The sequence below is a fragment of the Cutibacterium nasicola genome, from assembly GCF_052654715.2.
Genome location: NZ_CP199745.2, coordinates 142,475 through 155,870 on the forward strand (window position 1 = coordinate 142,475; position 13,396 = coordinate 155,870).

The window sequence follows — 13,396 nt, forward strand, 5'->3', positions numbered from 1 at the left end:
GTGAATCGCTGAACAGGCTGACACAGATCGAAGGAGATCCGTCATGACTGACCGTTACGTGTACGACTTGTCCGAGGGCAGCGCGCAGATGAAGTCGCTGCTCGGTGGCAAGGGCGCAGGAGTTGCCGAGATGATGCGTCTCGGCGTGCCGGTGCCTGACGGCTTCACCGTCACCACCGAAGCCTGCGTGGACACCATGACGAGGAAGGGAGAGTGGCCGGAGGGCCTCGACTCCCAGGTGTGGGATGGACTCAAGCGCCTGGAGGAGCGCACCGGCCGTGGCCTGGGCGACGTTGACAAGCCGCTTCTCATCTCGGTCCGCTCCGGCGCCGTCATCTCGATGCCCGGAATGATGGACACGATTCTCAACCTCGGTATCTCCGACGACACCGTCGAGGCCATCGCCGAGGAAGCCGGCAGCGAGCGTTTCGCATGGGACTGCTACCGCCGCTTCATCCAGATGTACGGCGAGGTCGTCGAGGGTATCGACGCTCACGTCTACGAGGATGCGCTGACCGCCCTCAAGGAGGGTAAGGGCGTCGAGGCCGACACCGACTTGACCGCCGATGACCTCAAGGGCTTGGTCGACACCTTCAAGAAGCTGTCCAACGAGCAACTTGGTGGCAACTGGACGACGGATCCGCGCGAGCAGCTGATGCGTGCTGTTGACGCTGTCTTCCGTTCCTGGCTCAATCCGCGTGCCTTCGTCTACCGCAAGGCCAACAAGATTCCGGACGACCTGGGCACCGCCGTCAACATCATGCAGATGGTGTTCGGCAACCGCGGCGACACCTCTGCCACCGGCGTCTGCTTCACCCGTAACCCCGCCACCGGCTCCAAGGAGCTCTACGGCGAGTTCCTCGTGAACGCTCAGGGTGAGGACGTCGTCGCTGGCATACGCACCCCGCGTTCCCTCGCTGAGATGGAGGAAGTGCTGCCGGACGCCTACCACGAACTCATTGACACCATGAAGAAGATGGAGGCGCACTACCGCGACATGCAGGACATGGAGTTCACCGTCGAGAACGGCAAGCTCTACCTGCTGCAGACCCGTAACGGCAAGCGCACCGCCGCTGCCGCACTCAAAGTGGCTCGCGACCTCGTCAACGAGGGTGTCATTACCAAGGAGGAGGCCCTCATGCGGATCGAGCCCGCTCAGCTCGATCAGCTGTTGCACGAGGCCATCGATCCGAGCCACACCGAGCAGCCGGTTGCCGAGGGCCTGCCCGCCTCCCCTGGTGCCGCCGTTGGTGAGGCCGTCTTCGACGCCGACGTCGCCGCCGAGTGTGGCGCCAAGGGTGAGAAGGTCGTTCTCGTCCGCTTCGAGACCACTCCTGATGACATTCACGGCGTCATCGTCAGCCAGGGCGTTCTCACCGCCCACGGGGGCATGACCTCCCATGCAGCCGTGGTCGCCCGTGGCATGGGCAAGCCCTGTGTCGCTGGTGCCCGTGGCATCAAGATTGACGCCAAGGCCGCCACCCTCACGATCGGCGACACTGTCATCCACGAGGGTGACATGATCACCCTCGATGGCTCAACCGGTGAAGTCTTCGGTGCCGGCCTGCCCCTCATCCCGCCGCAGATCAACGCTGACTTCGAGGAGGTCCTCTCCTGGGCCGACGAGATCCGCCGTCTGGGCGTCGAGGCCAACGCCGACAACGCCACCGACGCCGCCAAGGCTCGTGAGCTCGGTGCCGAGGGCATCGGTCTGTGCCGTACCGAGCACATGTTCTTCGGTGCTGATCGTCTGCCGGCCATGCACGAGATGATCACTGCGGACACCCCGGAAGAGCGCCAGGCTGCCATCGACAAGATCCTGCCCATGCAGCAGGACGACTTCGAGGGTATCTTCACCGCGATGAAGGGCCTGCCCGTCACCGTCCGTCTGCTCGACCCGCCGCTCCACGAGTTCCTGCCGAGTCTCGTCGAGCAGTCCGTCAAGGTGCAGAAGCTGGAGGATCAGGGTGCCGATCCGAACGAGCTCGACAAGGAGCGTCGTCTGCTGGCCCAGGTCAAGAAGCTGCACGAGCAGAACCCGATGCTCGGTACCCGTGGATGCCGTCTCGGCATGCTGTACCCGGAGATCCCCGACATGCAGGCCCGCGCCATCATTCGTGCCGTCCTGGCGGTGCTCAAGAAGGAGGGTGAGACCGTCCAGATCAATATCATGATTCCGCTGGTCTTCACCCCGGTCGAGCTCGCGACCCATCGTCGCATCGTCCAGCAGGCCATTGACGAGGAGTTCGAGGCCGCAGGCACCAAGGTGGACGTCAAGATCGGCACCATGATCGAGCTGCCGCGTGCCGCCCTGATCGCCGACAAGATCGCCGAGGTCGCCGACTTCTTCAGCTTCGGCACCAACGACCTGACCCAGACCACCCTGGGCATCTCCCGTGACGACGCCGAGAACGGCTTCCTCACCGAGTACCTGCGTACCAAGGTCCTCAAGGACAATCCGTTCGCGTCGATCGACCAGGAGGGTGTCGGCCAACTCGTCGCCGGAGCTGTCGAGAAGGGTCGCACGACCGACCCTCAGCTGAACCTGGGTGTCTGTGGTGAGCACGGTGGCGATCCGGAGTCGATCCACTTCTTCAACAAGACCGGGCTTGATTACGTGTCATGCTCGCCGTTCCGCGTGCCGATCGCGCGGTTCGCTGCCGCCCAGGCGGTCATCTCCCAGAAGGAGAACTGAGTCTGAGGACTCCACCACGTCACCGACGTGACTGTGCGGCCCCTCCATTGCAATGGAGGGGCCGCAGAACGTCTGTACATACTCCCCGATCCGCTTCCGATTGGGGAGTTTTGTCGACGTCAAGGCCTCGGGCGCGGAATAATGGCCGCAATCGTGCCTCGACTTCTGGAGGATCAATGTCCCAGACTTTCGGCGCCTGGCGTGCCACTTACACCCCTGGTTCCTGGGTGGTGCTGGCCGGGCCGAGTAGCCTTGTCGTGATGCAGCCAGCTGCCCCGCGTCATTCCGGATTGGTGTCGTCCATCTGGCGGCAGGTGGCCGAGGCTGATGATCCCCAGTCACTCGTGGAGACCCTGTCGATCATCGGGCTTGCGAAGATGCCGAGCCTGGGACTGTTCTTCTGGGTCGATGGCGAGATGTACTCCATGGCTCGCGGCCAGGTCGTCGTCAAGGATGCCTCCACCGGTGAGGTCGTCAACCATGGTGACGGTCTGCTGACATGGAGCGAGAAAAAGCTCGATCCTTCGACCGTCGTCGTCGAGATGGACCAGGCCGAACAGGGGCTGTCCATGCCGTTGCTGCTGGGCGTTGCCCAGGCGAGCAAGATCATCATCGACGCGACCGGCAAGGTTGAGCCTTTCGTCGTCCGGGAGGGCGGCGAGGCCCACCGTCCGCGGGTGTTGGCGAGTTCCGACGACGCCCTCGAGCCGTGGACCCCCAAGCCCCGGGAGCAGCAGGTCGACGACTCGGATACCGCCGAGGAGGCCCGCGAGCTCACTGATGAGGAACGGCGGCCAGCTGACGAGGGTGCCCCCGGATTCGTCGAGGTTCCGGCCCCGGGCGAGGTTTCTGACCCAGTTGTCGAACCGGAACTGGTTGCCGAGTCCGCGCCTACCGGAGTTCCGATTCCGACTGAATCGGTCGTGGTGGACGAGGACGTGGTGAGTGGTATTGACGGGGTCTCCCCTGATGCTGAGGAGCCTGTGAGTCCCGTTCCGGCCCGAGCTGCCGAGCCGGAATCCGTTGAGACCGTGGTCACTGATGAGGACATTGCGCCAGTGCGCGCTCGCGACGAAGACTTGAGTGGCTATCAGGTACCTGCTCGTGCTGACGGTGACGAAGCCCACACTGGTACTCAGCTGGAGGGAGTTCAGCCCGAGGCGGAAAACGTCGTGTCCGCCCTTGCCCCGGGGGCAGCGCCCCAGCAGACTCAGGGCGATTCGCGCTACGACGGGGGCTCCACATCGACGATCCGTGGACTTTCCTCGCCGTCAGATCCCGTGGCTGCGACCTTGGTCTCGACGACCGGAGAGGTCGCCCATCTCGGGGGTGCGGTCCTCGTCGGGCGTGCCCCGCGAGCCGATGATGGCGAGGACATCATGCGCGTGCCGTCGCCTGGGCAGGACATCAGCCGCACCCACGTAAAATTCGCTCCGGGCCAGTGGGGGATCGAGGTTACTGACATGCATTCCACGAACGGCACCGTCGTTCACCGCATTGGCCAGGACTCGCTGCGACTGGAGAGTGGTCAGACGATCGACCTGGCCATCGGTGATGCCGTGGACCTGGGTGACGGCGTGGTCATCACCATCGAGGCATACCAGGGTTGACGAACGAGTCCGTCAGACGGCAGGACCCCGGCGAGGAATCGTCGGGGCCCTTGCCATAGGTGTGAATGGTGATGTGCGTGACCGGGGGTCGAAAACACGAGACATCGTTGTGCTGAGGCTGGAGGCGATGTCGAAAAACAAGTCGTGACGTCACCGAGTTCGTCCTCGGCGGGTTGGTCTCCTAATGTGATCCTTTGGGTTCACCCAGGATCAGGAAGGACATCCGATGGGACACATTCTTGTTTTGTCGGGGGCTGGGCGTTATGCCGACGGCATCCACGACTTCGACGCGACCTCCGAGGCCGTCTCCCAGATCTTGACCGAGCGTGGTCATCAGGTGGAGGTGAGGCGTTCCGAGCCGGAGGCCTTGGATCACCTCGCTGACGCGGATTTGCTCATCGTCAACACCGGTGGTGGCGACCCGGAGGAAGAATGGGACTACATCCCCGAGTGGTCCCGTGCTCACAACAAGATCATCGAACACCACGAGGCTGGCAAGCCGATCCTCGGTCTACACACCGCATGCAACACCTTCTGCGACTGGGACCTGTGGCCGTCCATTCTCGGTGGCACGTGGCTGTTGGGGGTCAGCGGGCATCCAGAGCGGTCCTTCGCCGTCTTTGAGCCGGTGCCAGAGGCCGTTGACCATCCGATTCTGCGCGGCCTCGAGCAGGTGGTCGTCTACGACGAGCGCTACTCCGACTTGGACATCAACCCGCTCGCGACCCCGCTGCTCTTCCACGAGACCGGCGAGGAGTTCCACGTGATGTGCTGGGCGATGGGCAACAGCGTTGTCTACGACGGTCTGGGCCACTCGTCGAGGTCGTACTACTCGGAATCACGACGTCAGCTGCTGTGCAACGAGGTGTCCTGGTTGCTGAACTGGAAGCGTCGGGAGGACGCTGCCCAGGTGAACCCGGAGCTCCAGAAGGTCTGACGGGCTCAGATGTCGGCCCGGACGTGGCAGGGGCCGGATCCCACGGACCCGGCCCAGCCAGCAGCGCGAACACACCGCGCGTCGTCACTCCTTGGGAGCTCCGGCGATGATCGTGGCGGTCGACGAGACACCGAGACGAGTTGCACCGGCCTCGATCATGGCGCAGGCCGTCTCGTAGTCGCGGATTCCACCGGAGGCCTTGACCCCCAGACGATCACCGACGGTGTCGGCCATGAGCGTGACGGCTTCGGCACTTGCCCCACCCCTCGGATGGAATCCCGTCGAGGTCTTGACGAAGTCGGCGCCAGCCGCTTCTGCGGCCTTGCACGCACGAACGATCTCATCGGCGGTCAGCACGGCCGACTCGATGATGACCTTGAGGACCTTCGGATTCGCGACAGCCTGCTTGACGTCGGCGATGTCAGCGGTGACATCCTCCCAACGTCCCTCCTTCGCCATGCCGAGGTTGATGACCATGTCGACCTCGTCGGCACCGGCGGCAATGGCGTCACGAGCCTCGGCCACCTTCACAGCACTGGTGTGCGTGCCCGACGGGAACCCGCACACCACAGCCAGCTTCACGTCACCCATGTCGAGGTCCAGTGGCAGCATTGACGGTGAGACGCACACCGACCAGGTTCCGTACTCCTTGGCCTCGTCGACCAGCTTGGCGACGTCTTCGTGAGTGGCCTCCGGCGTGAGCAGGGTGTGGTCGATGATTCGTGCCAGGGCGGCAGCTGAGGGTTGTGCAGTCATGGTCGGTCCTTCCGGCGATGATGAGGCCAGGATACGGGGTTGCCGCTGATGCGTGTGGAGGGGTCACCATCGGCAGTGTTGACGTGATCGGCTCCCGCGCACCAGCAGATGGCCACTGTGCCCATCAAACCTATGCGGTGCTCACCCAGACGGTGGAGACGCCACAGAACACGGTGACCCACAAGGACGACAACTGAGCGGCCGCACAACCTTCGAGCACGTATTCCGTCTGGGGCGATGGATCACTGACCTGCGGCGGGCTGTTCCTCACCTGTCGTCACCCCTGTGACCATTGGTCTCGTGACTGTTCGCAACGTCACGAAGCGCACCAGGGTTGCCACGGCATTGGCCGCCAGCAGCCCACTGAGCTGGTCCCTGACCATGCCCTTCCTGGTGCGTACCCCAAAGGTGTGGCGCCGGTTCGCGCTTGTGTTCCACACCTGGGTGATGGGTAGCGACAACAGGTTGGAAGGTTGTGGGCCCATGATGAGTCGACACGCCAGGTAGAGGACGTAGTACGCGACCGTGCTCACCACTCCGACGACTCCGAAGCTCACGATCTGGTGCGACAGATCGCGAGGCGACGATGTCTGGAGTGGCCGGTCCCTGCTGGTGTCGGTGTCACGTTTCAACTCTTCACGGACGATGTCCACGGGGATCGATCCGGTGGCGAATCCCCCGAGAAGTCGGATGGTCCAGCCAGGTGGTGGGGTGATCGTCGGGTACGGCGTTGACGGGCGTGCTGATGCGGCGGGTGTGACGTCGGCGCATGGCGTCAGGCGGTGGGACGCAGCACGTAGCCGGCACCTCGCATGGTGTGGATCATCGGCTCACGATCCTTGTCGATCTTCTTGCGCAGGTAGGAGATGTAGAGCTCGACGACATTCGCCTGGCCGCCGAAGTCGTAGTTCCACACCCGGTCGAGGATCTGGGACTTCGACAGCACTCGCCTGGGGTTGCGCATGAGGTAGCGCAGCAGCTCGAACTCGGTGGCGGTCAGGTGGATCTCCTCCCCGGCGCGTCTGACCTCGTGGGAGTCCTCGTCAAGGATGAGGTCACCGACGGTCAGCGTTGAGTCGGACTGTGGTTCGGTGGCACCGGACCGTCGCATCAATGCCCGCAACCGGGCGATGAGCTCCTCTAGGGAGAAGGGTTTGGTGACGTAGTCGTCACCTCCGACGGTGAGCCCGTTGATGCGGTCCTCGACGGCATCCTTGGCGGTGAGGAAGACGACTGGCACGTCGGGTTGATCCATACGGATACGTCGCATGACCTCCAGACCGTCGAAATCCGGCAGCATCATGTCGAGGACGATGGCGTCGGGACGGGTCTGTCTGGCCGCGCGCACGGCCTGCATGCCGCTGTCGGCCGTGGTGACGTCCCAGCCCTCGTAGCGCATAGCCATCGACAGCAACTCGGTGAGATTCGGCTCGTCATCGACAGCGAGGACCCGCAATGGTGAGCCGTCGGCATGGGTGAGTCTGGGGACATGGGTTGAGGCTGTCATGGTCAAAGGATCCCACAGGAGAGTTCGTTGTCGCTGTGACTGTGCTGTGTGGACCTCGTGGGGTGGGGAAGGATCGGTGGACCGCGGCTAGCGTAGGGGCTCAGTAAACTCTTCGTGAACTTTGCTGGCACACGACATGTCGACGAGCTCCAGCTGCTGGCTGAAATGCCTGGTCAACTCCTTGTTTCTGGAGTCGAACCGGATCGTCCAAGGGGTCATGGACAGTGAGATCGTTCACCTCAACGTCACATGAGCCGGGGACGGCAAGCGAGCGGTGCCCGATGTGGCATAACGTGTCCCTTGGTCAGCAGCGCTCCCGAGCTCTGATCGTTTCCCTGCCCTTGCGTCCAGCGGTGAAGAACCAAGTTCTTCGCATCCGGAGGGGAACACCACGGTCCGCACGAAGGATCACGAAGGATTCTGCATGAGTTCAACACTGCTCATCGTCGTCATCGTCGTTGTCACGGCCCTGGCGTTCGACTTCACCAACGGCTTCCACGACTCGGCCAACGCGATGGCGACGTCAGTGGCAACCGGAGCACTCAAACCCAAGGTGGCCGTCATCATCGCTGCCGTCCTCAATGTCATTGGTGCCTGCCTGTCGACCGAGGTCGCCAAGACGATCTCCGGTGGCATCGTCAATGACCAACTCGTCACTGTTCCGATGGTCTTCGCCGGTCTGATGGGTGCGATCATCTGGAATCTTGCGACCTGGCTGTTCGGTCTGCCGTCCAGCTCTTCCCACGCTCTCTTCGGCGGTCTCATCGGTGCTGTCCTCGTCGAGGCTGGCATGAGCGGCATCCACGTCGGCAAAATCATGAGCAAGATCATCCTGCCAGCTCTCGTCGCCCCCTTCGTGGCGGGTGTTGCGGCCCTGCTGGCCACCTGGCTGGCCTACCGCATCACCGACCACACCGCCCATCACTCCTCGCGGATATTCCTCAATGGTCAACGGGTGTCGGCGTCGATGGTTGCTCTGGCTCACGGCACTTCTGACGGGCAGAAGACGATGGGCATCATCACGCTGGTTCTCATCGCTGCTGGCTACCAGGTCTCGGGTAGCGGCCCGTCATGGTGGGTGATCCTTGCCGCTGGCTGTGCCATCGGTCTGGGCACGTACTCCGGTGGCTGGCGCATCATGCGCACCATGGGCAAGGGCCTGTGTGACATCGAGTCCCCGCAGGGATTCGCTGCCGAGACGGCCTCGACGGCCGCCATCCTGGCTTCGTCCCACCTGGGCTTCGCACTGTCGACCACCCACGTCTGCTCTGGTTCGATCCTCGGTTCGGGAATCGGACGCCGCACCGAGGTGCGTTGGGCCACCGCCGGAAAGATGGTTATCGCGTGGTTGGTCACCTTGCCCGCTGCTGCCCTTGTCGGCGCCATCGCCTCGGCCATCGCCGGCGTGGGTACCTGGGGCGTCATCATCGACCTCGTCCTGCTGGGTGTGATGGCTGGCCTCATCGTCCGCCAGGGCAACCACCATAAGGTTGACCACAACAACGTAAACGACTCCACCCAGGTCGGCGTCCGCAAGGGCTCGGCCATTGCCGGAGGGACTGCAGCATGAGCATTGACTGGGCTTCACTCGGACTTGTGTCCATCGTCACCGTTGCGACCACCGTCCTCATTGTCTCTGTCGTCTCGGGTGGTGCGGTGATGCTCGATCGAGCTCATGCGCGCACTGAAGCGGGAAGCGACGGGGCTGCTGGGCTCGTCGCCCTGGGGTGGACGGCCATCGTCGTCGCAGGCCTCATCGTCTTGTATGGCCTCTACCTGCTCATTCCGTACTTCCATTGATCCTTGGCCTGCGCTGACAAATGCGGCGGAGGGTGCCGGACGGTTCCGCCGTCCGGTATTTGTCATGCCCGGACTGCTGTTCAGGGATGGTGTGCCCATGGGTGGCTGGTGTCGGGACAGTGTGGGGTGGTGGGAATAAATCCCTCCTGAGATGGGGTTGAGCCTGGTGAACTCAATCTCAGTGGACAAGGAACGAACCCCGACTTGAGCGATAGCGACTCAGGGTCTAAGGTTGAGTCGAACTCGCTCAAGGGGACGCTCTCCCAGAGTATTCATCCATCAGGAGGAAAAACCATGGCCCGTTCAGTCGGTATCGACCTGGGAACAACCAACTCGTGCGTCGCCGTCCTCGAGGGCGGCGAGCCTACCGTCATCCCGAACGCCGAGGGTGCCCGCACCACCCCTTCGGTGGTCGCGTTCACCAATTCCGGAGAGACCCTCGTTGGTGAGGTCGCCAAGCGTCAGGCCGTCACCAACGTTGATCGCACCGTCCGTTCCGTGAAGCGTCACATGGGCGAGTCCTGGACGATTGACGTCGACGACAAGACCTACAAGCCGCAGCAGATCAGTGCTTTCACCCTGCAGAAGCTGAAGAGGGATGCTGAGGCGTACCTCGGTGAGCCGGTCACCAACGCCGTCATCACCGTCCCGGCCTACTTCTCCGACGCCCAGCGTCAGGCTACCAAGGAGGCCGGTGAGATCGCCGGTCTGACCGTTGATCGCATCGTGAACGAGCCCACCGCTGCTGCCCTGGCCTACGGCCTCGACAAGGGCGACAAGGAGCAGACCGTCCTGGTCTTCGATCTCGGCGGCGGTACCTTCGACGTCTCCCTGCTCGACATCTCCGATGGTGTCTTCGAGGTGAAGGCCACCAACGGTGACAACCACCTCGGTGGTGACGACTGGGATCAGCGAATCGTCGACTGGCTGGTCACCCAGTTCAAGAACGCCAACGGCATCGACCTGTCTGCCGACAAGATGGCCAAGCAGCGTCTGCAGGAGGCCGCCGAGCGAGCCAAGATCGAGCTGTCTCAGGCTTCCGAGACGCACATCAACCTGCCGTACATCACCGCTGGCGCTGCTGGCCCGCTCCACCTCGACGAGAAGCTGACCCGCGGTGAGTTCCAGCGCCTCACGTCCGATCTTCTCGAGCGTTGCCGGACCCCGTTCAATGCCGTCATGAAGGACGCCGGCCTCAACGTCTCGCAGATCGACGAGGTCATCCTCGTCGGTGGCTCGACCCGTATGCCCGCCGTCTCCGAGCTTGTCAAGGAGCTCGCTGGCAAGGAGCCGCACAAGGGCGTCAACCCCGATGAGGTCGTGGCCCTCGGTGCCTCCCTGCAGGCTGGCGTGCTGAAGGGCGAGGTCAAGGACGTGCTACTGCTCGACGTCACCCCGCTGAGCCTTGGCATCGAGACCAAGGGTGGGGTCATGACGAAGATCATCGAGCGCAACACCACCATCCCGACCAAGCGTTCCGAGGTGTTCACCACCGCCGAGGACAACCAGCCGTCGGTCATGATCCAGGTCTTCCAGGGCGAGCGCGAGTTCGTTCGCGACAACAAGTCGCTGGGCAACTTCGAGCTGACCGGCCTGATGCCTGCACCACGCGGTATCCCGCAGATCGAGGTGTCGTTCGACATCGACGCCAACGGCATCGTCCACGTCCACGCCAAGGACATGGCGACCGGCAAGGAGCAGTCGATGACCGTCACCGGTGGCTCGGCCCTGGGCAAGGACGAGATCGACCGCATGGTCAAGGAGGCCGAGGCCAACGCCGAGGCTGACAAGAAGCGTCGCGAGGCTGTCGAGATGCGCAACGAGGCCGACGCGTTGGCCTTCCGTACCGAGAAGCTGCTCGACGAGAACTCCGACAAGATCCCCGAGGACACCAAGACCCCGGTGACCGAGGCCATCGCCAAGTTGAAGGAGACCCTCAAGGGCACCGACAACGACGACGAGGTCAAGGCGGCCATGGACGACCTGAACCAGAAGGCGTCGGCCATGGGTCAGGCGATCTACGCGGCCGCCCAGCAGGCCCAGGAGTCGCAGGGTGAGGGAGCTGAGTCGGCCAGCTCTGAGCCCGGCGACGACAACACCGTCGTGGACGCGGAGATCGTGGACGACGAGGACGACAAGCAGTGACCGGGGCCACGGCCTGATCCCAAGCCCCGCCCCGACCGCCGGGTCGCCAGTCATGACGGCCCGGCGGTCGGCATCCACGTGGAGGAAGACAGATGACTGACAAGAACGTCAATCCCGACGACAACCAGGGTGACGGGAACGCCGACGAGCGGTTCGCCGACATCGTCGATGGTTTCGACATCGACGCCGACCAGGCGACCGAGGACTCGCAGGATCCCGAGGAGATGTCCAGGCAGGCCCAGCTTGAGGCCATGCTGGCCGAGCGCACCGAGGACCTGCAGCGCCTTCAGGCCGAGTACGTCAACTACAAGAGGCGCGTCGACCGTGACCGTGCGTTGTCGCGTCAGTCCGGCGTCGACAAGGTCATCACCGATCTCATGCCGGTCCTGGACTCAATCGCAATCGCCCGGCAACACGGCGAGGTCGAGGGCGGTTTCAAGCTCGTCGTCGACGAGTTGCAGAAGGTGGCCAATACCCACGGCCTGACCAGCTTCGGTGAGGTGGGCGACGCCTTCGACCCCAACCTCCACGAGGCTCTCATGCAGATGCCGCTGGAGGGGGTCACCGTCACCTCCGTGAGCCAGGTGATGCAGCCGGGTTACAAGCTCGGTGACCGGGTCCTGCGCCCTGCCCGCGTGGCGGTCTCCGATCCGGATCCGAACGCCAAGCCCGCAAAGCCGGAGGATGAGGAGCTGGGGGAGAAGACCCCCGAGGCTGACGACGAGTGAGCCGACACCACCGACGAGGGCGGCCATGACCGCAGAGCCGAAGAATGCATGATGACCAGGGAGGGAGGAACACCATGAGCGCCAAGGACTGGGCCGAGAAGGACTACTACAAGGTTCTCGGTGTCTCGAAGGACGCGAAGCCCGAGGAGATCAAGAAGGCCTTCCGCAAGATCGCCCGGGACAACCATCCCGACTCCCACCCCGGTGACAAAGCTGCCGAAGCTCGCTTCAAGGAGGCCTCCGAGGCCAACGACGTGCTGTCGAGCCCCAAGAAGCGTAAAGAGTACGACCAGGCTCGCAGCCTGTTCGGAGCATCTGGCAGGTTCGGGTTCCCGCGCGGCGGTGCCCAGTCGAGCGTCAACGTCGAGGACGTCATCCGTACCGCCTCCAACGGGGATGGTTTCGGAGATCTCTTCGGCAACCTCTTCGGAGCCACTGGCGGACGCCGCACCACCACCAGGGCCGCCCGTCGCGGTGCTGACGTCGAGGCAGAGACCACGATCTCCTTCGATGACGCCGTTTCCGGGACGACCGTCACCATGGATATGGTCTCTCAAGCCCCCTGCCAGGCGTGCCGGGGGACCGGCGCCCGCGCCGGGACCGTGCCTCGAGTGTGCTCGACCTGTCAGGGGTCGGGAATGCACGCGACGTCTGCCGGCGGCGTCTTCGAGATGACCGAGCCGTGCCCGGATTGTCACGGGCGAGGCATGGTCGTCGAGGATCCCTGCCAGGTCTGCCACGGGTCAGGTCGCGCCAAGTCCACAAAATCCATGCAGATCCGCATCCCGGCTGGTGTGGAGGATGGCCAGCGTATCCGCATCAAGGGCAAGGGTTCCCCGGGAGAGAACGGTGGCCGCGCCGGCGACCTGTATGTCAAGGTGACCGTGCGTCCGCACAAGATCTTCGGGCGTGACGGCAACAATCTCACCCTCGATGTGCCGGTGACCTTCGCCGAGGCTGCACTCGGCGCTGAGGTTGACGTGCCAACCCTGACGGGAAGCACTGTTCGGCTTCGGATCCCCGCCGGTACCCCGAATGGCCGTACCTTCCGGGTGCGCGGCCGTGGTGTGCCGCGGTCCGACGGCAGCAAGGGAGACCTGCTCGCCACTGTCGAGATTGCCGTCCCCGAAAAGCTGGACGACGCCGCCCGACATGCCTTGGAGGGGTTCCGTGACGTTGCTCGGCAGCCCAGTCCGAGGCCGTGGGAGGTGAAGTGAG

General features: G+C 63.7%; 11 protein-coding genes. 8 read left to right on the plus strand and 3 right to left on the minus strand.

Going from position 1 to position 13,396, the window contains the following annotated elements:
- Positions 1 to 43: 43 nt before the first annotated feature.
- The 3 genes from ppdK (at position 44) to ACUCCZ_RS00660 (ending at position 5,242) form a co-directional block, all read left to right on the plus strand.
- Positions 44 to 2,695, plus strand: a complete 2,652-nt coding sequence (ppdK, locus tag ACUCCZ_RS00650; protein WP_435918428.1) for a pyruvate, phosphate dikinase — start codon at positions 44 to 46, stop codon at positions 2,693 to 2,695.
- A gap of 176 nt (positions 2,696 to 2,871) precedes the next feature.
- Positions 2,872 to 4,305, plus strand: coding sequence for an FHA domain-containing protein (locus ACUCCZ_RS00655; protein ID WP_435918427.1), 1,434 nt, complete (start codon positions 2,872 to 2,874; stop codon positions 4,303 to 4,305).
- Positions 4,306 to 4,531: 226 nt separating this feature from the next.
- On the plus strand, positions 4,532 to 5,242 hold the full coding sequence (locus ACUCCZ_RS00660) for a ThuA domain-containing protein (RefSeq protein WP_435918426.1): 711 nt from the start codon (positions 4,532 to 4,534) through the stop codon (positions 5,240 to 5,242).
- A gap of 84 nt (positions 5,243 to 5,326) precedes the next feature.
- Here the strand turns inward: ACUCCZ_RS00660 and deoC are convergent, their stop codons facing one another.
- The 3 genes from deoC to ACUCCZ_RS00675 form a co-directional block, all read right to left on the minus strand.
- Positions 5,327 to 5,998: a deoxyribose-phosphate aldolase gene (gene deoC / locus ACUCCZ_RS00665; protein ID WP_435918425.1), complete on the minus strand. Its 672-nt coding sequence runs from the start codon at positions 5,996 to 5,998 to the stop codon at positions 5,327 to 5,329.
- A gap of 242 nt (positions 5,999 to 6,240) precedes the next feature.
- Positions 6,241 to 6,651 carry a GtrA family protein gene (locus ACUCCZ_RS00670; RefSeq protein ID WP_435918424.1) on the minus strand — a complete coding sequence of 137 codons (411 nt, stop codon included), beginning with the start codon at positions 6,649 to 6,651 and terminating at the stop codon, positions 6,241 to 6,243.
- Positions 6,652 to 6,773: 122 nt separating this feature from the next.
- Positions 6,774 to 7,505 (minus strand): response regulator transcription factor, encoded by a 732-nt coding sequence (locus tag ACUCCZ_RS00675; protein WP_435918423.1) that lies wholly within the window; start codon positions 7,503 to 7,505, stop codon positions 6,774 to 6,776.
- Positions 7,506 to 7,929: 424 nt separating this feature from the next.
- Between ACUCCZ_RS00675 and ACUCCZ_RS00680 the strand changes: the two genes are divergently transcribed.
- The 5 genes from ACUCCZ_RS00680 to dnaJ all read left to right on the plus strand — a co-directional run bounded on the left by ACUCCZ_RS00680 (position 7,930) and on the right by dnaJ (position 13,395).
- Positions 7,930 to 9,075 carry an inorganic phosphate transporter gene (locus tag ACUCCZ_RS00680; protein WP_435918422.1) on the plus strand — a complete coding sequence of 382 codons (1,146 nt, stop codon included), beginning with the start codon at positions 7,930 to 7,932 and terminating at the stop codon, positions 9,073 to 9,075.
- Positions 9,072 to 9,305 (plus strand): hypothetical protein, encoded by a 234-nt coding sequence (locus ACUCCZ_RS00685; RefSeq protein ID WP_435918421.1) that lies wholly within the window; start codon positions 9,072 to 9,074, stop codon positions 9,303 to 9,305. The genes ACUCCZ_RS00680 and ACUCCZ_RS00685 overlap by 4 nt, the downstream gene beginning before the upstream one ends.
- A 294-nt stretch (positions 9,306 to 9,599) precedes the next feature.
- Entirely contained in the window at positions 9,600 to 11,450 is a 1,851-nt protein-coding gene (gene dnaK, locus ACUCCZ_RS00690; protein WP_435918420.1) for a molecular chaperone DnaK, read from the plus strand.
- 92 nt (positions 11,451 to 11,542) lie between these two features.
- Positions 11,543 to 12,178 (plus strand): nucleotide exchange factor GrpE, encoded by a 636-nt coding sequence (gene grpE / locus ACUCCZ_RS00695; RefSeq protein ID WP_435918419.1) that lies wholly within the window; start codon positions 11,543 to 11,545, stop codon positions 12,176 to 12,178.
- A 74-nt stretch (positions 12,179 to 12,252) separates the two neighbouring features.
- Complete coding sequence (dnaJ, locus tag ACUCCZ_RS00700; RefSeq protein ID WP_435918418.1) at positions 12,253 to 13,395, plus strand: molecular chaperone DnaJ; 1,143 nt, start codon at positions 12,253 to 12,255, stop codon at positions 13,393 to 13,395.
- Position 13,396 lies beyond the last annotated feature (1 nt).

Bases quoted from the DNA above. Each gene is read 5' to 3' on its own strand.
- ppdK (WP_435918428.1), top strand. From the start codon at position 44: ATGACTGACCGTTACGTGTACGACTTGTCCGAGGGCAGCGCGCAGATG.
- ACUCCZ_RS00655 (WP_435918427.1), top strand. From the start codon at position 2,872: ATGTCCCAGACTTTCGGCGCCTGGCGTGCCACTTACACCCCTGGTTCC.
- ACUCCZ_RS00660 (WP_435918426.1), top strand. From the start codon at position 4,532: ATGGGACACATTCTTGTTTTGTCGGGGGCTGGGCGTTATGCCGACGGC.
- deoC (WP_435918425.1), bottom strand. From the start codon at position 5,998: ATGACTGCACAACCCTCAGCTGCCGCCCTGGCACGAATCATCGACCAC.
- ACUCCZ_RS00675 (WP_435918423.1), bottom strand. From the start codon at position 7,505: ATGACAGCCTCAACCCATGTCCCCAGACTCACCCATGCCGACGGCTCA.
- ACUCCZ_RS00680 (WP_435918422.1), top strand. From the start codon at position 7,930: ATGAGTTCAACACTGCTCATCGTCGTCATCGTCGTTGTCACGGCCCTG.
- ACUCCZ_RS00685 (WP_435918421.1), top strand. From the start codon at position 9,072: ATGAGCATTGACTGGGCTTCACTCGGACTTGTGTCCATCGTCACCGTT.
- dnaK (WP_435918420.1), top strand. From the start codon at position 9,600: ATGGCCCGTTCAGTCGGTATCGACCTGGGAACAACCAACTCGTGCGTC.
- grpE (WP_435918419.1), top strand. From the start codon at position 11,543: ATGACTGACAAGAACGTCAATCCCGACGACAACCAGGGTGACGGGAAC.
- dnaJ (WP_435918418.1), top strand. From the start codon at position 12,253: ATGAGCGCCAAGGACTGGGCCGAGAAGGACTACTACAAGGTTCTCGGT.